Consider the following 23,811-nt stretch of genomic DNA (forward strand, 5'->3'; position numbering starts at 1 on the left):
TTTTTGCCGTTAATCAATACCAGAGACGAGCGGGCCACGTATGCTCGCCGTCCTTTTAGCGCCGCGGCGCTTTTTAAAACACCAGGAACCTTATATGACCAGAGCACTGCTGCTGGCCATAGGGCTTTTGATCACCGGATCTGCTTTTGCGGGATCGATAAATGGCTCTATAGGCGCCAGGCTTGTCATCTATTCACGCTGTGAAATCAACACGGCTAACGGTCCGCTTTTGCCGCAAATCAACTGTGGCAGACAGGCAAGCGCGCAGCCACGCGTAACCCAAAGTCAGATTCAATCGCAGGGAAGCCTGAAGCAGAGTAACCGGCTGGTCACAATAGAGTGGTAAATGAGGCCGTCGGAGTGACGGCCTGCGCGATCAGATACTGAAGGATGAGCCACAGCCACAGGTGGTTTTGGCATTCGGGTTGGTCACGATAAAGCGCGATCCTTCCAGGCCTTCCGTATAATCAACCGAACCGCCCACCAGATATTGCAGGCTCATTGGATCAACGACCAGTGAGACGCCCTGCTTTTCAATTGTCATATCGCCATCGTTCAGCTGGTCGTCAAACGTAAAGCCATACTGGAAACCACTGCAACCGCCACCGGTGATATAGACGCGAAGTTTCAGCGCCGGGTTCTCTTCATCGGCAATCAGGTTTTTCACCTTGGTGGCTGCGGCGTCGGTAAACTGCAACGGCAGTGCTACTACTTCATCACTCATGTTTTACTCCGGTAAACGCCCAGGTCAGAAAACGACCTTAATAACGCTATTATCAGTCAGCACCTCAGCGCAATCAAGCTCTGCCCTTCGCACTCTGTGCCGCTTTCCCCTCCGTTCAGGTCGCTGTGGGTGAATCCACCTTTCGTCTGCTGCTGCTCTTCCGTAGAATGGCGCCATATTTTTCTGAAACGCTGGAGCCGAAAATGAGTAAGTCCGAACAACTGTTTGCCGAGGCACAACGCCTGATTCCGGGTGGGGTAAACTCGCCAGTACGCGCATTTACCGGTGTGGGCGGCGTTCCACTGTTTATTGAACATGCTGATGGTGCGTATCTGTATGACGCTGATGGCAAAGCCTATATCGACTATGTCGGCTCATGGGGACCGATGGTGCTGGGCCATAACAACGCGGCGATCCGTAATGCGGTGATCGAAGCAGCCCAGCGCGGCCTGAGCTTTGGCGCACCGACCGAAATGGAAGTGACCATGGCGCAGCTGGTGTGTGAGCTGGTGCCGAGCATGGAGATGGTGCGGATGGTTAACTCCGGTACCGAAGCGACCATGAGCGCAATCCGTCTGGCTCGAGGCTTTACCGGCCGCGATAAAATTATTAAGTTTGAAGGCTGCTATCACGGCCATGCCGATCATTTGCTGGTGAAAGCCGGTTCCGGTGCCCTGACGCTGGGTCAGCCAAACTCGCCGGGCGTACCAGCAGATTTCGCTAAACATACCCTGACCTGCACTTTCAACGATCTCGTCTCCGTGCGCAGCGCCTTCGAGCAATATCCTGATGCCATCGCTGCCATCATCGTTGAGCCGGTTGCCGGTAATATGAACTGCATCCCGCCGCAGCCAGAATTCCTGCCGGGCCTGCGCGCGCTCTGCGATGAGTTCGGCGCACTGCTGATTATCGATGAAGTGATGACCGGCTTCCGTGTGGCGCTGGGTGGTGCGCAGGCTCACTACAATGTGCGTCCTGATCTGACCTGCCTCGGAAAAATTATCGGTGGCGGGATGCCAGTCGGTGCATTCGGTGGCCGTCGCGACGTGATGGCTGCACTGGCGCCGACCGGCCCGGTTTATCAGGCAGGAACGCTCTCCGGTAACCCGATCGCGATGGCTGCCGGTTTTGCCTGCCTGACGCAGATCGCGCAGCCGGGCACGCACGAGAAGCTCGATACCCTGACCCGCAAGCTGGCAGAGGGTCTGCGCGAAGCCGCACAACAGCAAAATATTCCGCTGGTGATTAACCATGTTGGCGGGATGTTTGGCCTGTTCTTCACCGATGCTGACAGCGTGACCTGTTACGCCGATGTGACCCGCTGCGATGTGGAACGCTTTAAAACCTTCTTCCATCTGATGCTGGAGGAAGGCGTTTACTTTGCGCCATCAGCTTATGAAGCGGGCTTCATGTCACTGGCGCACAGCGAAGAGGATATTCAGCGCACGGTTGATGCCGCGCGTCGTTGTTTCGCGAAGCTGTAATTTCGGTAACGTTAAAGATGAAGACCGGCTTGCGCTGGTCTTTTTTTTAACCTGAACGACGCAGCAACCAGATAAAGTAAGGTGCACCTAAAAATGTCGCCATCAGCCCGGCAGGAATTTGATCCGGGAATGCCAGCATCCGCCCGCACCAGTCAGCCAGCACCATCAGTCCCGCCCCCAGTAATCCCGACAGCAGCAGTTGCGGCAAGGCACGCCGGAACCCCAGCATGCGCGCCATGTGCGGCGCCATTAATCCAACAAAACTCAGCGGACCAATAGTCAGCGTTGCGCTGGCGGTCAGCGCGGCTGCCAGCAGCAGCAGACTCAGCCGCGCGGGCGTTAATGCCATGCCGGCCGAGCGTGCGGTAGCACTTCCCAGCGGCAGCAGCGTCAGCCAGCGGCTCGCCAGTGGTGCCAGCGAGACCAGCAGCAGCGCACAGAGTGCGCTCTGGATCGCCTGACTGCCGCTGATGTTATAGGTTGAGCCGGAGATCCAGCTCAGCAGCCCGCCCATGCGGGGATCGCCACTTGCCAGCAGCAGCATCAGCAGGGTGACAAAGGCGCTGTTAAGCGCCATACCCGCCAGCAGCATTCTCTCAGGTGAGAAGCCGCCACGACTGGCTACCGCCATGATCACCAGCAGCGTCAGCGCGGCCCCCATCGCACCGGCGGGCAGCAGCCATGCCATCGCATCGCCCGGCACTAAGAACATCATGACGACGACGCCACAGGCGGCACCTGAACTGATGCCCAGCACTTCCGGGCTGGCCATAGGATTACCGGTCAGCCGCTGGATCAGGCTCCCCGCCACGCCCAGCATCAGGCCGGTCACCAGCGCAGCCAGCACGCGCGGTGCACGCCACGGAAGCAAAGAGTGCAGCATCTCGCCCGATGACCCGACCCAGCCCAGCGCATCACGCCCAAACGCCAGCGCACCCCACACCAGCAGGGCAAGCACCGCGAGACCCGTCAGCGTCCAGCGCAACAGGTTTTGTCGCTCGGCGGGTACGTTGTCGCCCTGATTCAGGGCGGGCGGCACTGAACCCGTTCGCAGTCGCGGCAGCAGCCACAACAAAATGGGTACACCGAGCAGTGCCGTGGCCGTTCCGGTCGGGATATCGCGCCAGTGTGCGCTAAGCCATAACACGCAACTGTCGGCCAGCCACAGCAGCAGCGCGCCGGTAAGCGGTGCCAGCAGCATCCGGCTGAGGAGCCGTCGACCACCCAGCAGCTTCGCCAGCAGCGGCGCAAACAGTCCGATAAAACCGATGATACCGGCGACATTCACCAGCTGTGCGCTGAGCAGGATTGCCAGCCCGAGGCCACCAACACGCGCCACCGAGAGCGCCAGCCCCAGATTTTTTGCTACACCATCATCCAGCCCCATCAGTGTCAGCGGACGCAGCAGCGCCAGCGCCAGCAGAAACGCCAGCAGCAGGCGCGGCCAGAGCTGCTGCACATTTTCCCAGCTCATCTGATTCAGCGCGCCGGTGCTCCACAGAAACATGTTCTGCAGCTGATCGTGATTGAAGATAGCGAAGATTTGATTTACCGCGCCGCTGTAGAAGCTCAGCACCAGCCCGGCCAGAATCAGCGTCACCGGCGACAGACGTTTGCCCCAGGCCACACCAAACACCAGCGCGGCCACCAGCAACGCTCCGCCAAGCGCGGCAAACTGCTGTGTCAGCGCGCCGCCCGGCAGATGCCACAGCGTCGCCACGGTAATACCCAGCTGCGCGCCGGAAGAGACACCCAGTGTGGTGGGTTCGGCCAGCGGGTTCCGCAATATCTGCTGAAACAACAGGCCGGCAAGCCCCAGCCCGGCGCCCACCAGCAGCGCCAGCGCCGTGCGCGGCAGCAGGCTGTAGTGAAACACCATCTGCGGCAGGCTATCGACCGTCGGTGACCAGAATGCCTGCCACCACTCATGCTGCGGCAGCGCATGGTGCAGATTAACCAGCGTCAGGCTGAGTGAGAGCAGAAAAAGCAGGCTGAGGAGACCTGCGGGAAACAGAGCATGGCGCATCAGTGCGTCTCCAGCGCGCGTTCCAGCACGCGAACAAAGTGCAGCGCCGAAAGCGTAGCACCGTAATACCAGACTGCAGGGACGCGCTGAAAGCGTCCGGTGCGAACAAACGGCATGGCCTGCCACAGCGGGCTGCGCATCAACTGCTGCATCTCTGCGTCATTGTCATGATCAAAACAGATGACATCCACATTTCCAGCCTGCGCCAGCTGCTCGATGCCGATTACCGCGCTACCCCAGAAATTTGTTTCGCCCTGCCAGCCATTTTTCAGGCCCAGCAGCGTCATTACTTCCAGGAACAGACTGTTTTTACCAAAGGTGATGGCGTGACGGCTGTCGAGCAGCGACATCAGCAGAATCGTGCGTCCGGCATAGGGCGCCAGCCGCTGACGCGCCTGTGCCAGTTGCGCATCGACCTCGCGCAGATGTTGCTCAGCGCGATCGCGTAATCCAAGTCTCGCCGCCAGCTTACGCAGCGATGCCCGCGCGGCGGTGAAGGGTTTCCCGTCGCCGCTGTGAAGGTCAAAGCCCATGATCGGTGCGATGCGTGTAAGTTTCTCTTCAGGCGGGCCATAGCCATTTGAACAGAGGATCAGCGACGGCTGCATTTGTGCCATCAGCTCAAGATTAGGTTCGGTGCGCAGACCCACATCGATCACGTCCGCAGGCAGCGGCGGCTCCCCGACCCAGATGTTGTAGTTGTGCAGATCAGCCACGCCCCAGGGCGTAACGCCCAGAGCGATCAACAGTTCGGTGGGAAGCCACTCCAGTGCAATAATCCGGCCCGGATTGGGCGTGGCAGCACGCAGGGGAAGTGCACAAAACAGTGGCGAGGCCGCGAGTGCCAGCAACAGTCGGCGGCGATAAAGATCGGGCATCATCCTTTCCTTAACAAACAAAACTGACCGGCGCGCCGCCCTGCGGATGCGGTAAAATGCCCATCGGGATGCCATAGATCGCGCCGAGCACCTCAGGCTGCATAATCGCCTGCGCGTTACCTTCGGCAATCATCGCGCCCTGACGCAGTGCCACCAGATGATCGCAGTAGCGGGCTGCCATATTGATATCGTGCAGCACCGCAATCACGGTTAAGCCGCGCTGCTGGCTCAGATCTTTTATCAGCGCCAGCACCTCAACCTGATGAGCGATATCCAGCGCCGACGTCGGTTCATCCAGCAGCAGACAGCGACTGTTCTGCGCCACCATCATCGCCAGCCAGGCGCGCTGACGCTCACCGCCCGACAGACTGTCCACCAGTCGCCCGGCAAAGGGCTTTAGCCCGACCTGGGCAATCGCATCTTCTACCCTGTCCCGATCGTCCTGCCCGAAACGGCCCAGCGCGCCGTGCCAGGGATAGCGACCAATCGCCACCAGTTCACGCACCGTCATCCCTTCGGCTGCCGGTAACTGCTGCGGCAGATAGGCCACCTCGCGGGCAAACGCTTTGCTGTTCCAGCGCCCGACCGGCTGCTGATTCAGCAGCACCTCTCCGCCGCTGGCCACGTGATGACGGCCCAGCATTTTCAACAGCGTCGACTTACCGGAACCGTTATGACCAATCAGCGCGGTCATTTTGCCAGGTGGAAAGGTCAGCGAGAGGGGCTGAAGGAGAGTTCGGCCGGGCACTTCAAAACTGGCGTTTGCCAGCGTAAAAGTCGCCTCTTCTGCGTGCGGATGCGGCATGGTTATCCCTGTGAACGAACGGGCGCCGAAGCGCCCGGTTAAATCAGAATCTGAAGGTCGCGGTGCCGACAATCTTACGCTCCGCGCCCCAGTAGCAGGCGTATTCCCGGTAGCAGCTGGCGACATACTCGCGGTTGAACAGATTGTTGACGTTAACGCCCACCGTTGAGCCCGGCAGACCGAAACGACCGAGGTCATATTTAAGCGCCGCATCTACCGTGGTGTAACCGGCAACCTTAAAGTTCTGGTTCTGCTCGGTGCCAGTGCTATAGAGACCCTGGCTCTCGCCGACATAACGCACACCCGCGCCCACTGTCACGCCCGACAGGGCTGTCTCGTGGAAGGTGTAGTCGCTCCACAGTGAGGCCATATTTTTAGGGACGCTCACCGGCGTTTTGCCTTTCAGCTGCGTGTCTTCGGTATATTCCGCATCGGTGTAGGTGTAGGACGCCGTGAGGTTAACGTTGGCATTGAGTGCCGCTTTCGCTTCCAGCTCTACGCCGCGCGACCGGATTTCACCGCTTTGAACACTAAAGTTTGGGTGATTCTTCGTATCAGGATCGGCCGTCAGGTTTTTGGTTTTGGTCAGCTGATAAAGTGCTGCGGTAAGCACCACCGGGCGATCTTTCGGTACATATTTCACGCCCGCTTCATACTGTTTAGCGCGTGACGGATCAAACGCCTGACCATCATAGGTCGAACCCGCGTTTGGAATAAAGGCTTCGCTGTAGCTGAAATAAGGTGCGATGCCGTTATCAAACACATAGTTCACACCGCCGCGCCAGGTAAACGCCTGATCGTTCTGGCGATCAACGCTATCCGCCACCCGATCGTAAACCGAGTTCATGGCATAGTCGTATCGGCCGCCCAGCGTCAGCACCCAGCGGTTCCACTCCATCTGATCCTGCGTATAGAGGCCGGTCTGACGTTGCTTGTTGAGATGCTGATAAGGATCGGCAAAAGGTGTGACGCTGTTATCGCCATATTGCGGATTTACCGCGTTCAGGTTCGATGCCGAGCCAAACTGTGCGTCGATATCATTGCGGGTCCGCTGGAAGTCCACCCCCAGCAGCAGCGTATGATCAACCTGGCCGGTGGCAAACTTCGCCTGCGCCTGGGTATCGACCGCCAACTGGTTGAGCTTCTCATGGGAAACGGCCGAACCACGGGTAATTTCCTGAGTCTCCGGGGTAAACCCATTGCCATAGATACTGCGGTAATCGGTGCGCAGGTCGGCGTAACGCAGGTTCTGGCGCAACGTCCAGGTGTCGTTGAGGCTGTGCTCGGCGTTATAGCCCACCATTTTGGTGGTGCGTGAAATCTTGTTGCTCTGCTCGCCTTCATCGAAGTTGGTCGGCAGCTTGTACTGGCTGCCATCGGCACGGGTGATAGGCACTACGGTGCCCTGACGCGGCAGCCAGCCGTAGTAGCCGGTTTCTGGCTCGTTCTGGAAATAGGTCAGCAGGTCAACGCGAGTGCGATCGTCGGGACGCCAGCTGAAAGCCGGTGCGATGGTGTAGCGCTTCTCTTTGTTCATCGCCTGTTGCGCATCCTGACTGCGCGCCTGACCGGTCAGACGATAGCTGTAGACACCGTCATCATCCAGCGCGCCGCCAAAGTCAAAGCCAGTCGAGAAGAGGTTATCGTTGCCCATCTGGAACTGCACTTCGCGCAGGGTTTCCTGGGTCGGACGCTTGCTCACCAGCGAGACCACACCGCCAGGATTGCTTTTGCCGTAGAGTACCGATACCGGACCGCGCAGCAGTTCGGCGCGCTCCAGGAAATAAGGATCGATAGCAAACTCAGAGTAGTTATCCCCCTGCAGTTTCAGGCCATCCATATACTGATTGGTATTAGTTTCGCTGAAGCCGCGAATCGACAACGCATCAATCACATCTGAGCTGCCACGGTTACCGGTCAGTACGCCAGGCGTATAGTTAAATGCCCCTTTCACGCTGGTGACATTGCGCATTTCCATCTCTTCGCGGGTGACCACGGAGACAGACTGCGGATTTTTTTCAATCGGCGTATCGGTTTTCGTACCGGTGGCGCTGCGTTTGGCTGCCACAGTGGGTGCCGGGCCCCAGGCGCTTTCCGCCTCGGCGCCGCTGCCGCCATCCGCTGAAACCACCATCGTCTCCGCCTGTGCGGCGTAAAGTGAGGTGCTCAGACTGAGAGAGATCATGATGCCCAGAAGCGGTCGGGAAAATGTTTTTTTGGTGTCGGCTGCAAAAGTCGTTCGCGCATTCATAAATGTGTCTCAGAAAATAGGCCCTTAAGGGCGAATCGAAACGATAATGATTATTATAACGGATTAGATAATATGCGAACTTCAGCGGACACTGCAAGAAGAAATCCCAGTCGTGACGCCGTTTGCAGGGCGATTGATGCGTATTAATCAGCAACAAAAAAAGGGCGCCGAAGCGCCCTTATAAACCTGTCTGACTGATTTATTTGCCAAACATATCTTTGATCCAGCCTGCTACGCCGTCGCTGTCTTTCTGCTCCTGCGGTTGCTGGGCCGGTTGTTGTTGCGGCTGCTGCTGCTGCTGTTGATCAAACAGCTGTTGCTGCTGCTGAACCTGCTGCTGCTGTTGCTGACACAGCGCATTCGGATCCAGCGCCCACACCGGCAGAGAACGCCAGGTGCTGCTGCCCGTGCCACAGACAAAGTTACCGGCTGAATCGACATTCATCATCGACACATCCTCCGGTGGCGTCAGCTGCAACGGCATCGGTGCCTGAATGTCGAGGTAACGACGATAAAGCTGCATCGCGCCACTGGCACCATAGAGTTTGGTCGGCTGGTTGTTATCGCGCCCCACCCAGGTGATCGCGACTTCTTTGCCATCAATACCGGCAAACCAGCTGTCGACCAGGTCGTTGGTGGTACCGGTTTTACCGGCCAGATGCGCATTCGGGAAGCGCGCACCCAGTGCACGGGCGGTACCGTGGTCAGCAACCTGCTGCATGGTGTAGAGCGTCAGATAGGCCGCCTGCGCGGGTTCAACCCGTTCTGCCTGCGGATAGCTCTGATAGAGCACGCTACCATCTTCCGCAATCACCGAACGTACTGCAGAGAGCGATGCGCGGTTACCGCCGCTGGCGATTGACTGGAACGCCTGCGCCACTTCAACCGGCGTCAGGTTCATGGCACCCAGCAGCATCGCCGGAACCGGATGCAGCTGATCTTTCGGCACACCCAGCTTGCTCCAGGTATCCACCACCGCATCCAGCCCCAGCGTCATACCGAGGTTAACCGTCGGCACGTTCATGGAGTTGGTGAGCGCATCCACCAGCATCACTTTTCCGCTGAAGCGACGATCGTCGTTCATCGGTTTCCAGACGCTGCCGTTTGGCTGCTTCAGCGCAATCGGCTCATCGGCGATCCAGCTGTTCAGCCGGTAGCTGTTTGGCTGGCTCAGCGCGGTGAGGTAGGTGGCGGGTTTCGCCAGTGAACCAATAGAGCGGCGCGCCTGTAACGCACGGTTGTAACCGGCGTACTGCGGATCGGCACCGCCGACCATGGCGCGGACTTCACCGCTAAAGCGGTCAACCACCACCATCGCGGTTTCCAGATCTTTCAGGCCACGCTGTTTTTTCAGCGTCGGAATACCATCAATAACGGCTTTTTCGGCTGCATCCTGTGACACCGGATCCAGCGTAGTGAAGATTTTCACGCCGGAGAGATCTTTAATCTTATCGCCCAGTTTCGCCTGAAGCTCGTTACGCACCATCTGCATAAAGGCAGGCTGCGGCGTGATCACGCCCCCTTTCGGCTGCACGCCCAGCGGACGCGCCGACAGCATGTCATACAGCTCCTGGTCGATCACTTTCTGCTGCTGCAACAGGCGCAGCACCAAATTGCGTCGTTCCAGCGCCAGTTTCGGGTTACGCCACGGGTTATAGAGCGACGCACCTTTCACCATGCCAACCAGCATCGCCTGCTGATCCAGACTGAGCTCATCCACCGGGCGGCCAAAGTAGTAAAGGCTCGCCAGCGGGAAGCCGCGGATCTGATCACTCCCTGCCTGACCGAGATAGACCTCGTTCAGATAGAGTTCCAGAATGCGATCTTTGCTGTAGCGCGCATCCATGATCACCGCCATATAGGCTTCACGCGCTTTACGCCACAGTGAACGCTCGTTGGTGAGGAACAGGTTCTTCACCAGCTGCTGGGTCAGCGTACTGCCGCCCTGCACCGCTTTCCCGGCCGTGATGTTCGCCAGGAAGGCGCGACCAATGGAGTACGGGCTGATGCCATCGTGCTCATAGAAATGGCGATCTTCGGTAGCGATCAGCGTATCGACCAGCAGATCCGGGAAACCGGCGCGTGGCACAAAGAGACGCTGTTCACCATTCGGCGACTGCAGCATGGTGATCAGGCGTGGATCGAGGCGGAAAAAGCCAAAATCACGGCCGGTTTCGAGGTTTTTAATCTCGCTCAGCTCATCTTTCGTGAAGCTCATGCGCGCGTGGATCTGTCCCTCTTTACTGTCGGGGAAATCAAACGGGCGACGCAGCAGATCGATGGTGTTGCCCTTCACCGAAAACTCGCCAGGGCGGGTAATTCGGGAGACTTCGCGATACTGGGTTCCTTCCAGCAGCGCCACCATTTCACTTTTGTTGTAGGCCATACCCGGTTCCAGGCTGACCATGCGACCATAGACGGTCGCGGGCAGTTGCCACACTTTACCGTCAATACGGCTGCGAATTTCTGAGTCGAGGTAGATGCCCCATGCGACCATGACCACCACAAACACCAGGAACAGTTTAATTAACCATCCCAGCCAACGGCGTTTGCCGCGCGGTGGTTTTCCACCTTTACCTTTACGTGGCACCGGCGCTTCCTCCTCGTCATCATTAAAATCGTCCTGATCGATATCCTGTTCGATATCCCTGCGTCGTCCCCGGCCCGCACTGCTGCGCGGCGGCAACGGTTTACCTTTGCGCCCTATTGGTTCGCGATCGTTCCCAGACATGACTTTTTTTCTCCAGGCAGTGCTTACGGCAGCGCCGCTACTCTAACTGCTTTCTCGCGTGCCGCATGGCAGAACCCTCTGAATTCGATCCAGCGGACTCAACCCTGCGGGGACATTTTTTTGGTTCGCCTTGTTGGCAAGGCATTGGCCGGATCCTCTGGCCAGGGATGTTTAGGATAACGCCCCTTCATCTCTTTCCTGACTTCAGGCCAGGCACCGCGCCAGAACGCCGCCAAATCGCGGGTGATCTGCAATGGGCGCTGGGCGGGCGATAACAGCTCCAGCACCAGCGGAATACGTCCTTCCGCCACGGCAGGATTCGTCGCCTCACCAAACATCTCCTGAATCCTGACCGCCAGCGCGGGCGGCTTGTCCGCATCATAGCGGATCGGCAGCCGGCTTCCGGTCGGCACAGTGTAATGAGTTGGCAGCACAGTATCCAGCCGCTGACGTTGCGACCATGTGAGTAAATGTAAGAGTGCCGTCGTCAGGTTCACCGCCTGCAGGCTGCGGAGATCGCGCACTGCTGACATCTGCGACAATAGCCACTGTGGCAGGCTCTTAAGCAGGCTCTCATCGTCTGTGGCGGGCCAGCTCTCTTCCGGCAACCACTGCGCCGCACACTGGATGCGCAGGCGCAGCTGTTCGGCATCCGGCGTCCAGCCCAGCACCGACAGACCTTTTTCGGCAATCCAGCGCAACATGGCTGCGTGCAGCACCGCCGGTTCCGGGCGCGCCATCGGCTGGGTCTTCAGTATCAGCGCGCCAATCTGCTCGCGTCTGAACGCGCGCAGTGTGCCTTTCTCTTCGTCCCACTCCACTTCAGTGCGGCGCTCAATCAATGCGGGCTGCTGCTGGCACAACGTCTCAATGTCGACCGGTAGCGCCAGCAACATCCGGGCATCCGGCGTGGTACTGCCCTGTAACAGAGCAGGCGCAATCAGCCATTCATTGCGTGTCAGGCCATCCTGCTCATCCAGTCTGGCACCCAGGCCGTTGGCCAGTTGATAACGGCCACTCTGGTCACGTCGCCGCGCCAGCCGATCGCCAAAACCTGCCGCCAGCAAGCCAGCGAAACGATCTTCATCGACCCGTCCGCCACGAATTTTGAGTCGTTGCTGCCACTGCTGCGCGCGTCGCTGCCATGGAGACTGTGGCCGATGCAGGGCATCCCGCAGATCGGCACTGCCGCTACGCGGAGGATCTTCCAGAATCGCCACCAGCAGCGCGGCGCTGGCAACCGCATCCGGTTCATCGCCTGCGGCACAGAGCATAGCAGCCAGTCGGGGATCGCAGCCCAGCTGCGCCATGCGCCGTCCCAGCGTGTTGAGCAGGCCGTTGCTGTCCAGCGCACCCAGGCGAGTCAGCTGCTGTTTTGCGGCATCCAGATTTCTGGCGGGCGGCTGATCCAGCCACTGTAACTGGTGCGGCTCGGTACAGCCCCACTGCAGCAGATCCAGCCACAGCGACGAGAGATCGCTGTTCACAATTTCCGGTTCGCTCTGCGCCGCCGCACGGGATGCCTGCTCCTGCGGTAACAGATGCAGACAGAGTCCCGGCATCAGTCGCCCGGCGCGACCTGCACGCTGGATCATGGATGCCTGGCTGATTCGCTGGGTCTGCAGCCGCGTCACGCCGCTGCGGGCGTCAAACAGAGCGCTGCGCTCAAGCGCGCTGTCGACCACCAGCCGGATCCCCTCAATGGTCAGGCTGGTCTCAGCGATATTGGTGGCAAGCACCACTTTGCGGCGTCCGGCAGCAGCGGGAAGTATCGCCCGGCGCTGCGCCGCCAGCGGCAGTGCCCCATAGAGCGGTGTCAGGTCCACGTCGTCGCTGATGCGTGATTCCAGTTCGCGTTTCACCCGTTCAATTTCCGCCACGCCCGGCAGAAACAGCAGAAGTGATCCGGCTTCATCGCGCAGCAGCTGGGCGACTTCACGCGCGACCGCCTCTTCAAAACGCACGTTCTGATTCAGCGACGCATAACGACGCTCAACCGGATAGCTGCGCCCTTCTGAGACAATCAATGGCGCATCCGGCAGCAGCGCCGCCAGTCGGGCATTATCCAGCGTGGCGGACATCAGCATGATTTTAAGGTCGTCGCGCAGCCCCTGCTGCACATCGAGCAGCAGCGCCAGCGCCAGATCGGCCTGCAGGCTGCGCTCGTGAAACTCATCAAGGATCACCAGCGACACGCCCTCCAGCATCGGATCGTGCTGAAGCATGCGCGTGAGCATGCCTTCGGTCACCACTTCAAGCCGGGTCTGTGGCCCGACGCAGCTTTCGCCACGCATCCTGAACCCCACCGTGGCTCCCGGCTGCTCACCGAGCTGCTCCGCCAGCCGCTGCGCGACATTACGCGCCGCCAGCCGGCGTGGCTCCAGCATAATGATTCGTCCCGGCAAGGCTGCATGCTGTAGTAACTGCAAGGGCAGCCAGGTCGATTTTCCCGCGCCGGTGGGCGCGGCCAGCAGGATTTGAGAGGCGTCACGCAGCGCCGCCAGGATGTCAGGCAGCACCACGCTGACCGGTAAATCGCTCACAGCAAACTCCGCTTCTGCCTGTGCTAAGATGGCGCGCATTGTAGCACGTGATATTTGCCGGAGAGCGCCATGGCGACACAACGCTTATTTTTTGCCATCAGCCTGCCTGACGAGATGCAGCAGCAGCTGGTGCACTGGCGGGCAGACAACTTTCCTGCCGAGGCGGGCCAGCCAGTGGTCGCAGCGAATCTGCATCTGACGCTGGCATTTCTGGGTGAGGTCGCGCCGCAAACCTCCCAGCAACTGCAAACGCTGGCTTCCCGCATTATCCAGCCCGGTTTTGATCTCGACCTGGATGATGCCGGACACTGGCCACGTCCGGGCGTGGTCTGGCTGGGTTGCCAGCGCGCACCACGGGGTCTGCTGCAGCTCGCCAGCCTGCTCCGTGCGCAGGCCGCCCGACATGGCTGTTACCAGAGTCCGCAGCCGTTTCATCCACATATCACGCTGTTACGCCATGCCACTCAGCCGGTTGCGTTACCGCCACGCGGCTTTCACTGGCGTTTTCACGTCTCCACGTTTTCCCTGTTTGCCTCTGAATATGCCCGGGGCCGCACCCGCTATCGCGCTCTGGCCAGTTGGCCATTAACGTCTCAGGATCCGCATGCACTTCTCTCCTCCTCTTAAACCCGCCCGCCTGATTGCCCGTTACAAACGTTTCCTTGCCGATGTTATGACGCCGGACGGTGAGGTTCTGACGATCCACTGTGCCAACACCGGCGCCATGACGGGCTGTGCTACGCCGGGCGATCGGGTCTGGTATTCAACGTCCGACAGCCTGACCCGCAAATACCCTCACAGCTGGGAGCTGACCGAAACGCAGCAGGGCCACTGGATTTGTGTCAATACTCTGCGCGCTAACCAGCTGGTGGCTGAAGCGCTGGATCAAAACAGGCTGCCCGCGCTGGCGGGGTATTCCCAGCGTCAGGCGGAAGTAAAATATGGCAGTGAAAAAAGCAGAATTGATTTCCTGCTCAAGGCAGATGCCCGGCGCAACTGCTATATTGAGGTGAAATCCGTAACCCTTCTCCATGAAGGAAAAGGTTATTTTCCGGATGCGGTGACGATTCGAGGACAGAAGCACCTGCGTGAACTGGCGACAGTTGCAGCAGAGGGTCATCGGGCCGTTTTGTTGTTTGCCGTTTTGCACTCGGGGATTGAGGACGTTTCCCCGGCACGCCACATTGATGCGGTGTATGCAGAACAACTGGCTCAGGCGCAACAGGAAGGCGTAGAGATTTTAGCGTATCAGGCAGACTTATCGGCGGAGGGAATGTTTCTTAAATCGCCGATCAACGTAACCTTGTAATATCTTTTGCAATTTTATGTGTTAAGAATGTTCTGAGCTAAGGGCTGAATACGCTGTTCCTCACAGGCTTGTCAAGGTGTGTTCATGAAGAATTGCCAACCCTGACTGCTTCTGTTATTTATAGCGGCCTGTTTTTTTCCCCAATGGGGGATCGATGTACCCCGCAGACGTTAAATGCAGGCTGGCAGCAACGCCACTGCGAGACGGAAGTCAGAGGGTATAGTGCGTGTTATCCAGGAGAAGCAACATGCAAGAAGGTCAAAACCGTAAAACATCGTCCCTGAGTATTCTCGCTATCGCTGGTGTTGAACCTTATCAGGTGAAGCCAGGCGAAGAGTATATGAACGACGCGCAGCTGACCCATTTTCGCAAGATTCTGGAAGCCTGGCGTAATCAATTGCGGGACGAAGTCGATCGTACTGTATCGCATATGCAGGATGAAGCCGCTAACTTCCCGGACCCGGTTGACCGTGCCGCGCAGGAAGAGGAATTCAGTCTGGAGCTGCGTAACCGCGATCGCGAACGTAAACTGATCAAAAAGATCGAGAAGACGCTGAAGAAAGTCGAAGATGACGACTTCGGTTATTGCGATTCCTGTGGCGTTGAGATTGGTATTCGCCGTCTCGAAGCGCGTCCTACTGCCGATCTCTGCATCGACTGTAAGACGTTAGCAGAAATTCGTGAGAAACAAATGGCCGGCTAATGCCGCGTCCAGCCTGTTACCACGCAGCGGAACAAATGTTTGTTTGTCCGCTGCGTGGTCACTTCTGAATCCTATGCCATCCTCCTGTATCGGTCGCTTCGCCCCTTCTCCCTCTGGTGAACTCCATTTTGGCTCGCTTATTGCTGCCCTGGGCAGTTACCTGAGCGCACGCGCGCAAAACGGCATCTGGCGGGTAAGAATTGAAGATATCGATCCGCCACGGGAAGTATCCGGTGCCGCCAGCCGTATCCTGCATCAGCTGGAACACTACGGCTTAACCTGGGATGGCGATGTGTTGTGGCAGTCCCAGCGTCATGAAGCCTACCGGGAGGCGCTGGCCTGGCTGCAGCAGCATCGCCAGAGCTATTTCTGCACCTGCCCGAGGCGTCGCATCCAGGAGATTGGCGGTTTCTATGATGGTTACTGCCGGGAACGACAACGCGGACCCGCAAACGCCGCGCTACGTTTGCGACAGCATGCGCCGGTCTTTGCGTTTGAGGATCGACTGCGCGGCCATGTGGAGGCGGACCGACGCCTGGCACAGGAAGACTTTATCATTCACCGTCGTGATGGCCTGTTTGCCTATAACCTGGCGGTGGTTGTCGATGATCATTTTCAGGGTATTACCGAAGTGGTTCGCGGCGCAGATCTTATTGAGCCGACGGTACGACAGATTGCGCTCTATCAGCAATTTGGCTGGCCGGAGCCTGCCTGGTTACATCTGCCGCTGGCGCTTAACCATGATGGCAATAAGTTATCAAAGCAGAATCATGCACCTTCGCTGCCGGATGGCGATGCCAGACCGCTGCTGGTGGCAGCATTGCGTTTCCTTGGACAGCCTGTTTCAGACGGCTGGCAGGACTTAACGCAGGACAAACTGCTGTCTGATGCGGTGTCGCAGTGGAATATCGCTTTGATGCCGCAACAGAACGCCCTGAAACCGGATGCATAGACAACAGCATTCTCAAACGGTTCTCAACAGGCTATGATTAGCCGCTGATTTTACCTACACCCTAATTGCCACTGTCGAGGTGTCCCATTTTTACCCGAGTAGCTAATTTTTGCCGGAAAGTCCTGAAGCGTGATGAAGAGGAAGCCCCAGCAGAGGTTGAACCAGAGCGTCTGATGACCATCATCCCTCGTGAAAGCCATACCATCTCACGTAAAGACATCAGCGAAAATGCCCTCAAAGTGCTCTATCGCCTGAACAAAGCCGGTTATGAAGCCTATCTGGTAGGCGGTGGCGTGCGCGATTTGCTACTGGGGCAAAAACCCAAAGATTTCGACGTGACCACCAACGCCACGCCAGAGCAAATGCGTAAGCTGTTCCGCAACTGTCGCCTGGTCGGTCGTCGTTTCCGTCTGGCACACGTCATGTTTGGCCCGGAAGTGATCGAAGTCGCAACGTTCCGTGGCCATCATCAGGTGGAAGAGATTGCAGAAGATCGTAACAGTTCGCAGCGCGCCCAGAGTGGCATGCTGCTGCGCGATAATATCTTTGGTTCTATCGAAGATGATGCCCAGCGTCGCGATCTCACCATCAACAGCCTCTACTACAGCGTGGCTGATTTCAGCGTGCGCGACTATGTCGGCGGCATCAGCGATCTCGAACAGGGCATTATCCGCCTGATTGGCGATCCGGAAACCCGCTACCGTGAAGATCCGGTGCGGATGCTGCGCGTTGCGCGTTTTGCCGCCAAGCTCAATATGCGTATTGCGCCGGAGACCGCCGAGCCGATTCCGCGTCTCGCCTCACTGCTACGTGATATCCCGCCTGCACGCCTGTTTGAAGAGTCACTGAAACTGCTACAGGCCGGATACGGTTACAGCACCTATCTTAAACTGTGTGAATATCAGCTGTTCCAGCCGCTGTTCCCGACGCTGGCACGCAACTTCACGGAAAACAGCGACAGTCACATGGAGCGGATGCTGGCTCAGGTGCTGAAAAATACCGATAACCGCATTCACAACGATATGCGCGTTAATCCGGCATTTCTGTTTGCCGCGATGTTCTGGTATCCGCAGCTTGAAGCGGCCGAACGCATCGCGCAGGAAAGTGGCCTGACCTACTTCGAAGCTTTTGCGATGGCGATGAACGATACGCTGGATGAAGCCTGCCGTGCGCTGGCGATTCCGAAGCGTATTACTTCGCTTATCCGCGATATCTGGCTGTTGCAGTTACGCATGTCACGCCGTCACGGTAAACGTGCCTGGAAACTGATGGAGCATCCGAAATTCCGCGCCGCTTACGATCTGCTGGCGCTGCGGGCAGAAGTGGAAAATAACCCTGAACTGCTGCGCCTGAGCCAGTGGTGGGGTGAATTCCAGGTGGCTGCGCCGCCGCATCAGAAAAACATGCTGAATAACCTGGGTGATGATCCGGTGCCACGCAATAAATCGCGTCGTCCGCGCCGCCGTCCTTCCGCGCCGCGTCGTGACAATCAAAACGCCTCATGACACGGGTTTATCTCGCGTTAGGCAGTAACCTGGCCGATCCGCTGCATCAGGTTGATGCAGCGCTGACCGCACTGGATGCGTTGCCGCAGACGCAACGCATCGCCACCTCTCCGTTCTACCGCACGCCGCCCTATGGCCCACCCGATCAGCCCGATTTTCTCAATGCCGCAGTGGCACTTGAAACCGATCTCAGCGCAGACGCGCTGCTTGACCATACCCAGCGGATTGAGCTGGAGCATGGCCGGGTGCGCAAGGCAGAACGCTGGGGCCCCCGCACGCTCGACATCGATCTGATGCTGTTTGGCGAAGCGGTGATCAACACGGAGCGGTTGATTGTGCCGCATTATGATCTGCAGAACCGCGCATTTATGCTGGTGCCGCTGCTGGCGATTGCCCCGGATGCCCACCTGCCCGACGGCCGCGCACTCAGCACTCTTCTTGCCGCCCTCGACAGCAGCAGCATCGCGCTGTGGCACGGCTGATCAGACAAACGCAACTCTCTGATTCCGCTCTTTCACGCTATCCAGTAAACTGCGCCCATCAGAATTCCTGAGTTGAGAGCGCCATGAAACCCACCACGATTTCACATCTGCGTCAGGCGAAAGCCAGCGGTAAAAAGTTCGCGACGCTGACCGCCTACGATTTCAGTTTTGCCCGTCTGTTTGCCGATGAAGGTATTCAGGTGTTGCTTGTTGGTGATTCACTGGGAATGACGGTGCAGGGGCACGACTCCACGCTGCCGGTCACGGTCAGCGATATCGCTTATCACACCACCGCCGTACGCCGGGGTGCGCCGCAGGCACTGCTGCTCGCCGATCTGCCATTTATGAGTTATGCCACGCCACAGCAGACCTTTGAGAGTGCCGCACAGCTGATGCGTGCCGGCGCCAATATGGTGAAACTGGAAGGCGGCAGCTGGCTGGCTGAGACCGTGCAGATGCTGACCGAACGGGCCGTGCCGGTGTGTGGTCATCTTGGCCTGACGCCACAGTCGGTGAATATCTTTGGCGGCTATAAAGTACAGGGGCGTGATGAAGCAGGCGCAGAGCAGCTGCTGGCCGATGCGCTGGCACTGGAAGCCGCTGGCGCGCAGTTGATGGTACTGGAGTGCGTGCCGGTGTCGGTGGCGCAGCAGATTACCGACGCACTCACGATACCGGTGATTGGCATCGGTGCCGGTAACGTCACCGATGGTCAGATTCTGGTCATGCATGACGCGCTGGGCGTGACTGGCGGTCACATTCCCAAATTTGCTAAAAATTTCCTGGCGGAGACCGGCGATGTTCGCGCGGCGATTCGCCACTATATCGCCGAAGTCGAGGCCGGTACCTACCCGGCGGCAGAGCACAGTTTCCAGTAATCCAGGAGAGTCACCGTGTTGATCATTGAAACGCTGTTGATGCTGCGCCAGGAAGTCCGTCGCTGGCGTCAGCAGGGTAAACGCATTGCGCTGGTGCCGACCATGGGCAACCTGCATGAAGGCCATCTGACACTGGTGGATGAAGCGCGCGCCCGCGGCGACATCGTCATTGTCTCGATCTTTGTCAATCCCATGCAGTTCGATCGCGAAGATGACCTCGCGCGCTATCCGCGCACGCTGCAGGAAGATTGTGAAAAGCTGAACCGTCACCAGGTGGATGTGGTTTTTGCGCCTTCACCGGTTGAAGTCTATCCGCAGGGTACCCAGAATCAGACCTTTGTTGAGGTGCCGGTGCTCTCTTCCCTGCTGGAAGGCGCGATGCGACCAGGCCATTTTCGCGGCGTGGCGACCATCGTCAGCAAACTGTTTAATCTGGTGCAGCCCGATATTGCCTGTTTCGGTGAAAAGGATTTTCAGCAACTGGCTATCATTCGTAAGATGGTGGCCGATATGGGCTTTGACATTGAGATTGTGGGTGTGCCCACCGTGCGGGCTAAAGATGGCCTGGCGCTGAGTTCACGCAACGGCTACCTGACAGCCGATGAGCGTAAGCTGGCACCGTTGCTGAGCCAGGTAATGCGTCAGATGGCGACACGGCTGGAGAATGGCGAGCGTCAGATTGACGAGATCATCGAGGCCGCCAGCGAGGCACTGCTGGCGCAGGGATTGCGTCCTGATGGCCTGGCGATTTGTGATGCGGACACACTGCAGCCGCTGACGGTGGACAGTCAGCGCGCGGTGGTACTGATGGCCGCCTGGCTGGGTAAAGCCCGCCTGATTGATAATCAAACTGTTGACCTGACGCTGTAACTCTTTCTGCGGCAGGTTGTTTTATTTCTCTGACAAGGTTTCTGGCTATGATTCGCACTGTTCTGCAAGGCAAATTGCACCGCGTCAAGGTGACGCAGGCGGACCTCAACTATGAAGGTTCCTGCGCTATCGATCAGGATTTCCTGGATGCTTCCGGCATTCTGCAATATGAAGCGATTGATATTTATAATGTAACCAATGGCCAGCGCTTTTCCACCTACGCTATCGCGGCTGAGCGCGGATCGAAAATCATTTCAGTCAACGGTGCAGCAGCCCGCTGCGCCTGCGAGGGCGATATATTAATTATCTGCTCCTATGTGCAGGTTGAGGATGCCGAAGCGCGTCAGTGGCTGCCTAAAGTCGCCTATTTTGAAGGTGACAACCAGATGAAACGTCTGGCGAAAGCACTGCCAGTACAGATCGCCTGATTAATCGTTTATCTAAAAAAAGGGCCGCCGATAAAACGGTGGCCCTTTTCAATTCTGCTCCAGCAATTAAACCGGTTTGGTTGTCATCGGCTTTGATGACTTTTTCATCGTAAAGAGGAAATTAAACCAGCCGTGTTTTCTCATCAGACATAATGTCCACGGCAATGCCAGCGCTACCAGAAACGCTGAAATAAACTTCAGGTCATTTACCCAGGCTGACGGGCTTTCAAACTTCACAATCTTACTGAAGAACTGAATCGCCAGATAATGCGACAGGTAGAAGACAATAGAGTTGACGCCAATGTAGTAAACCAGGTCAGATTTCAGCTTAAGCGCAATCCAGACAAAAAACGGAACCGACAATAGTGCCAGCGGTGATAATAACGCCTGGGAATGACGTTCCAGTATAAAGATATTCAGGCAGGAAAGAAGTACAAAACTCACTACTGAAATCAGCAGCGTCGGACCATGCTGCACTTTCTCTGCAATATCCACCTGCTTTCTCACTACGTAATCGCCGAGATAGAAGAAGACAAACAGATAAAGCGATTTGTTGATGTGCGTATTGTCGAAGCTGGCAAACACGCCATCCGCTTCAATCGCCGGCAGCGCCCAGCTCAGCGTCATACAGACGGCAAACACCAGCAGGAATGGCAGGTGACGCGCAAAGATAATCACAATAAAGAAAATAAACAGTGAATGCAGGAACCAGGTCATATCACCGCCACCGGTCAGGTGGGAGAGAATAATATTCATCGGTGATTGCGGCGTATTAGCCATTGAGCTGAACAGGATTTTTAATCCGCCGTAGACGGCTACCCAGACCACAAAAGGATAGAGAATACTGCGTACTTTGTTATTAAAAAAAGGCCCCAGGCCTTTTCTCAACCCTGCATCGACAAATAAACCCGAAACAAAGAACATCAGCCCCAGTCTTACCGGTGCCAGCATCTCGTTCAACAGGCTGCTAAAGGCGGTAAAATGTCCGGCGTTATTATGTACGGCGATAGTGCTGTGCAAAAAAATGATTGCGAGAATACTTAATCCCCGCAGATTATCGATCCACGTTATACGATTCATCTTTTCCTGCCTTTTATTAAAAACTGGCCCTGAATTCGATGCCATTTTTCTTATTGAGAACATCCCAAGCCCACCCTTTCATCCCTGAGCAGAGGAATAACCTTATTCCGGCGGTATTTTGATAATTCGTAATAAAATAAACAACAGTCAGAACTTAAGGCTATTCTTAAAAAAAATTTAACAGTTAAGAATCATTAAGATAGAGAAAGGTGTCAGATTATTATCAGATAATACTTAGGGTTATTTTTTGTGAGAAAGGATGTAAGCGAGGCGCCAGGCGGCTTCAGTGGCATAACAGAAACGTCAGGGTGGGTTTCAGGGGGAATTTTAAGGCCAGCCAGAACCGCAGGTATGGATGTTTTTTACTCAGCAAAAAAAAGCCACGCCCTTATCGAAGCGTGGCCCTTATGATTCAGGTTAACGTCAGGTGCGTAATCCGCGCCCGCGCTGTATCAGCGCATAGACCAGCCAGTAGAACACCAGAATAAAGGCCACCAGTACCGTGAGCGTAAACACCAGCGGCACATCGTTAATGCCCAGGAAGCCATAACGGAATCCGCTAATCATATAAACGATTGGATTCAGTTTAGAGACCGCCTGCCAGATTGGCGGGAGCAGACTCAGTGAATAGAATACGCCGCCCAGATAAGTCAGTGGCGTAAGCACAAAGGTCGGGATCAGGCTGATATCGTCAAAGGTGCGGGCAAACACGGCGTTCAGCAGGCCGGCCAGTGAAAACAGAATGGCGGTCAGCAGCAGCGTGATCGCGACCATCGACCAGGAGTGCACCTGAAACGGCACAAAGAACAGCGAGATCGCCGTCACCAGAATGCCCACGCAGACACCACGCGCTACGCCACCGCCAACATAACCGGCAATAATAATGTGGGTCGGCACCGGTGCAACCAACAGCTCTTCAATGTTGCGCTGGAACTTGGCGCTGAAGAACGACGACGCCACGTTGGCATAGGCGTTGGTGATCACCGCCATCATGATTAATCCCGGCACGATGAACTGCATATAGCTGAAGCCATGCATCTCACCAATACGCGAACCAATCAGGTTGCCGAAGATGATGAAATAGAGCGTCATGGTGATGACCGGCGGCACCAGCGTCTGGATCCAGATGCGGGCGAAACGGTTAACCTCTTTGGCCCAGATACTTTTCAGCGCCACCCAGTACAAATGTGTCATGCTTTTGCTCCTGTTTTTCCCTGCGTCGTCAGGCCAACGAACAGCTCTTCCAGACGGTTGGCTTTATTGCGCATACTCAGCACATGCACTCCCTGCGCGCTCAGCTGACTAAAGACGCTGTTGAGGCCCTGCTCACGCAGCACTTCCACTTCAAGCGTTGAGGTGTCAGTCAGCCGGTACTGAAACCCTTCCAGCGAGGGCAGCGGACTGCGCGGTGCCAGATCCAGGATAAAGGTTTCTGATTTGAGCTTGGACAGCAGCCCTTTCATCGAGGTGTTCTCCACCAGCTCACCGCTCTGGATAATGCCGATGTTGCGACACAGCATCTCCGCTTCTTCCAGATAATGGGTGGTGAGAATGATGGTGGTGCCTTTGGCATTAAGATCTTTCAGGAACACCCACATGGAGCGGCGCAGTTCGATATCCACGCCAGCGGTCGGCTCATCCAGAATCAGCAGTTTAGGCTCATGCATCAGCGCGCGGGCGATCATCAGACGACGTTTCATGCCGCCGGAGAGCATGCGCGCACGTTCGGTGCGTTTGCCCCACAGATCAAGCTGCTTCAGATACTTCTCCGCACGCTCATTGGCTTCACGACGCTCAACGCCGTAGTAGCCCGCCTGACTCACGACAATCTGCATCACCGTCTCAAACGGGTTGAAGTTAAACTCCTGCGGCACCAGGCCGAGCTGGCGTTTGGCATTCACCACATCTTTTTCCAGATCGTAGCCAAACACCCGCACGCTGCCTTCGGATTTATTAACCAGCGAGCTGATAATGCCGATGGTGGTGGATTTGCCGGCACCGTTTGGCCCCAGCAGTGCATAAAAGTCACCCGCTTCAACGTTAAGATCGATGCCCTTCAGCGCCTGCACGCCGCCGGGATAGGTCTTGGTCAGCCGGGAAAGTTCCAGTGCATAAGTCATTCTGCATCCATACCCTGTTTTGGTGGCATTGCAATGCCGTTT

General features: G+C 57.1%; 21 protein-coding genes. 11 read left to right on the top strand and 10 right to left on the bottom strand.

The features are described 5' to 3' along the window. Positions 1-94: 94 nt before the first annotated feature. Positions 95-346 carry a hypothetical protein gene (locus Q7C21_RS05060; RefSeq protein WP_008925626.1) on the top strand — a complete coding sequence of 84 codons (252 nt, stop codon included), beginning with the start codon at positions 95-97 and terminating at the stop codon, positions 344-346. A gap of 30 nt (positions 347-376) precedes the next feature. Here the strand turns inward: Q7C21_RS05060 and erpA are convergent, their stop codons facing one another. Next, positions 377-724 (bottom strand): iron-sulfur cluster insertion protein ErpA, encoded by a 348-nt coding sequence (gene erpA / locus Q7C21_RS05065; protein ID WP_008925625.1) that lies wholly within the window; start codon positions 722-724, stop codon positions 377-379. A gap of 203 nt (positions 725-927) precedes the next feature. On the opposite strand from erpA, the gene hemL reads away from it, so the two are divergent. After that, on the top strand, positions 928-2,208 hold the full coding sequence (hemL, locus tag Q7C21_RS05070; RefSeq protein WP_187512973.1) for a glutamate-1-semialdehyde 2,1-aminomutase: 1,281 nt from the start codon (positions 928-930) through the stop codon (positions 2,206-2,208). 46 nt (positions 2,209-2,254) lie between these two features. On the opposite strand, the gene fhuB is transcribed toward hemL, so the two are convergent. From fhuB to hrpB, 6 genes are all read right to left on the bottom strand, one after another. Beyond that, positions 2,255-4,234 carry a Fe(3+)-hydroxamate ABC transporter permease FhuB gene (fhuB, locus tag Q7C21_RS05075; protein ID WP_187512972.1) on the bottom strand — a complete coding sequence of 660 codons (1,980 nt, stop codon included), beginning with the start codon at positions 4,232-4,234 and terminating at the stop codon, positions 2,255-2,257. Further along, a complete protein-coding gene (fhuD, locus tag Q7C21_RS05080; RefSeq protein WP_008925622.1) occupies positions 4,234-5,112 on the bottom strand; it encodes a Fe(3+)-hydroxamate ABC transporter substrate-binding protein FhuD in 879 nt (292 codons plus the stop codon). Before fhuD ends, fhuB begins: the two co-directional genes overlap by 1 nt. Before the next feature lie 10 nt (positions 5,113-5,122). Next, positions 5,123-5,917 (bottom strand): Fe3+-hydroxamate ABC transporter ATP-binding protein FhuC, encoded by a 795-nt coding sequence (fhuC, locus tag Q7C21_RS05085; RefSeq protein ID WP_039658726.1) that lies wholly within the window; start codon positions 5,915-5,917, stop codon positions 5,123-5,125. A 43-nt stretch (positions 5,918-5,960) separates the two neighbouring features. Further along, entirely contained in the window at positions 5,961-8,168 is a 2,208-nt protein-coding gene (gene fhuA, locus Q7C21_RS05090) for a ferrichrome porin FhuA (RefSeq protein WP_008925620.1), read from the bottom strand. Positions 8,169-8,367: 199 nt separating this feature from the next. Continuing rightward, positions 8,368-10,899, bottom strand: coding sequence for a bifunctional glycosyl transferase/transpeptidase (gene mrcB / locus Q7C21_RS05095; protein WP_008925619.1), 2,532 nt, complete (start codon positions 10,897-10,899; stop codon positions 8,368-8,370). Positions 10,900-10,997: 98 nt separating this feature from the next. Next, positions 10,998-13,481, bottom strand: coding sequence for an ATP-dependent helicase HrpB (gene hrpB / locus Q7C21_RS05100; protein ID WP_375150482.1), 2,484 nt, complete (start codon positions 13,479-13,481; stop codon positions 10,998-11,000). A gap of 30 nt (positions 13,482-13,511) precedes the next feature. Here hrpB and thpR point away from each other — a divergent pair, with 30 nt between their 5' ends. From thpR to panD, 9 genes are all read left to right on the top strand, one after another. Next, a complete protein-coding gene (gene thpR / locus Q7C21_RS05105; RefSeq protein WP_192377820.1) occupies positions 13,512-14,069 on the top strand; it encodes an RNA 2',3'-cyclic phosphodiesterase in 558 nt (185 codons plus the stop codon). After that, complete coding sequence (sfsA, locus tag Q7C21_RS05110; protein WP_008925616.1) at positions 14,047-14,751, top strand: DNA/RNA nuclease SfsA; 705 nt, start codon at positions 14,047-14,049, stop codon at positions 14,749-14,751. The genes thpR and sfsA overlap by 23 nt, the downstream gene beginning before the upstream one ends. 247 nt (positions 14,752-14,998) lie before the next feature. Then, positions 14,999-15,454: an RNA polymerase-binding protein DksA gene (gene dksA, locus Q7C21_RS05115; RefSeq protein WP_008925615.1), complete on the top strand. Its 456-nt coding sequence runs from the start codon at positions 14,999-15,001 to the stop codon at positions 15,452-15,454. A gap of 73 nt (positions 15,455-15,527) precedes the next feature. Beyond that, positions 15,528-16,406 (top strand): tRNA glutamyl-Q(34) synthetase GluQRS, encoded by an 879-nt coding sequence (gene gluQRS / locus Q7C21_RS05120; protein ID WP_008925614.1) that lies wholly within the window; start codon positions 15,528-15,530, stop codon positions 16,404-16,406. Between the two features lie 86 nt (positions 16,407-16,492). Further along, the gene (pcnB, locus tag Q7C21_RS05125; RefSeq protein WP_219848844.1) at positions 16,493-17,911 is read left to right on the top strand and encodes a polynucleotide adenylyltransferase PcnB; all 1,419 of its coding nucleotides are present in this window, start codon (positions 16,493-16,495) and stop codon (positions 17,909-17,911) included. Next, a complete protein-coding gene (gene folK, locus Q7C21_RS05130) occupies positions 17,908-18,393 on the top strand; it encodes a 2-amino-4-hydroxy-6-hydroxymethyldihydropteridine diphosphokinase (protein WP_008925612.1) in 486 nt (161 codons plus the stop codon). The genes pcnB and folK overlap by 4 nt, the downstream gene beginning before the upstream one ends. An 83-nt stretch (positions 18,394-18,476) precedes the next feature. Beyond that, positions 18,477-19,271: a 3-methyl-2-oxobutanoate hydroxymethyltransferase gene (gene panB / locus Q7C21_RS05135; protein WP_008925611.1), complete on the top strand. Its 795-nt coding sequence runs from the start codon at positions 18,477-18,479 to the stop codon at positions 19,269-19,271. Positions 19,272-19,286: 15 nt separating this feature from the next. After that, the gene (panC, locus tag Q7C21_RS05140; protein WP_008925610.1) at positions 19,287-20,141 is read left to right on the top strand and encodes a pantoate--beta-alanine ligase; all 855 of its coding nucleotides are present in this window, start codon (positions 19,287-19,289) and stop codon (positions 20,139-20,141) included. A 47-nt stretch (positions 20,142-20,188) separates the two neighbouring features. Next, positions 20,189-20,569 (top strand): aspartate 1-decarboxylase, encoded by a 381-nt coding sequence (gene panD / locus Q7C21_RS05145; RefSeq protein WP_008925609.1) that lies wholly within the window; start codon positions 20,189-20,191, stop codon positions 20,567-20,569. Between the two features lie 66 nt (positions 20,570-20,635). On the opposite strand, the gene Q7C21_RS05150 is transcribed toward panD, so the two are convergent. The 3 genes from Q7C21_RS05150 to Q7C21_RS05160 form a co-directional block, all read right to left on the bottom strand. Next, positions 20,636-21,649 carry an acyltransferase family protein gene (locus Q7C21_RS05150; protein ID WP_039658743.1) on the bottom strand — a complete coding sequence of 338 codons (1,014 nt, stop codon included), beginning with the start codon at positions 21,647-21,649 and terminating at the stop codon, positions 20,636-20,638. Between the two features lie 423 nt (positions 21,650-22,072). Next, positions 22,073-22,843: an ABC transporter permease gene (locus tag Q7C21_RS05155; protein WP_003854661.1), complete on the bottom strand. Its 771-nt coding sequence runs from the start codon at positions 22,841-22,843 to the stop codon at positions 22,073-22,075. Then, positions 22,840-23,769: an ABC transporter ATP-binding protein gene (locus tag Q7C21_RS05160; RefSeq protein WP_003854662.1), complete on the bottom strand. Its 930-nt coding sequence runs from the start codon at positions 23,767-23,769 to the stop codon at positions 22,840-22,842. The genes Q7C21_RS05155 and Q7C21_RS05160 overlap by 4 nt, the downstream gene beginning before the upstream one ends. Positions 23,770-23,811: the final 42 nt, after the last annotated feature.

Origin of the sequence: Pantoea sp. ANP04, assembly GCF_041982285.1 — a bacterium.
In the GTDB taxonomy this organism is placed as follows: Bacteria; Pseudomonadota; Gammaproteobacteria; order Enterobacterales; family Enterobacteriaceae; genus Pantoea; species Pantoea eucalypti.

Coding starts and splice junctions, on each gene's coding strand:
- Q7C21_RS05155 (WP_003854661.1), bottom strand. CDS start 22,843: ATGACACATTTGTACTGGGTGGCGCTGAAAAGTATCTGGGCCAAAGAG.
- sfsA (WP_008925616.1), top strand. CDS start 14,047: ATGCACTTCTCTCCTCCTCTTAAACCCGCCCGCCTGATTGCCCGTTAC.
- erpA (WP_008925625.1), bottom strand. CDS start 724: ATGAGTGATGAAGTAGTAGCACTGCCGTTGCAGTTTACCGACGCCGCA.
- thpR (WP_192377820.1), top strand. CDS start 13,512: ATGGCGACACAACGCTTATTTTTTGCCATCAGCCTGCCTGACGAGATG.
- Q7C21_RS05060 (WP_008925626.1), top strand. CDS start 95: ATGACCAGAGCACTGCTGCTGGCCATAGGGCTTTTGATCACCGGATCT.
- Q7C21_RS05160 (WP_003854662.1), bottom strand. CDS start 23,769: ATGACTTATGCACTGGAACTTTCCCGGCTGACCAAGACCTATCCCGGC.
- fhuB (WP_187512972.1), bottom strand. CDS start 4,234: ATGCGCCATGCTCTGTTTCCCGCAGGTCTCCTCAGCCTGCTTTTTCTG.
- dksA (WP_008925615.1), top strand. CDS start 14,999: ATGCAAGAAGGTCAAAACCGTAAAACATCGTCCCTGAGTATTCTCGCT.
- fhuC (WP_039658726.1), bottom strand. CDS start 5,917: ATGCCGCATCCGCACGCAGAAGAGGCGACTTTTACGCTGGCAAACGCC.
- gluQRS (WP_008925614.1), top strand. CDS start 15,528: ATGCCATCCTCCTGTATCGGTCGCTTCGCCCCTTCTCCCTCTGGTGAA.
- Q7C21_RS05150 (WP_039658743.1), bottom strand. CDS start 21,649: ATGAATCGTATAACGTGGATCGATAATCTGCGGGGATTAAGTATTCTC.
- folK (WP_008925612.1), top strand. CDS start 17,908: ATGACACGGGTTTATCTCGCGTTAGGCAGTAACCTGGCCGATCCGCTG.
- mrcB (WP_008925619.1), bottom strand. CDS start 10,899: ATGTCTGGGAACGATCGCGAACCAATAGGGCGCAAAGGTAAACCGTTG.
- hemL (WP_187512973.1), top strand. CDS start 928: ATGAGTAAGTCCGAACAACTGTTTGCCGAGGCACAACGCCTGATTCCG.
- hrpB (WP_375150482.1), bottom strand. CDS start 13,481: ATGCGCGCCATCTTAGCACAGGCAGAAGCGGAGTTTGCTGTGAGCGAT.
- fhuD (WP_008925622.1), bottom strand. CDS start 5,112: ATGCCCGATCTTTATCGCCGCCGACTGTTGCTGGCACTCGCGGCCTCG.
- panB (WP_008925611.1), top strand. CDS start 18,477: ATGAAACCCACCACGATTTCACATCTGCGTCAGGCGAAAGCCAGCGGT.
- fhuA (WP_008925620.1), bottom strand. CDS start 8,168: ATGAATGCGCGAACGACTTTTGCAGCCGACACCAAAAAAACATTTTCC.
- panD (WP_008925609.1), top strand. CDS start 20,189: ATGATTCGCACTGTTCTGCAAGGCAAATTGCACCGCGTCAAGGTGACG.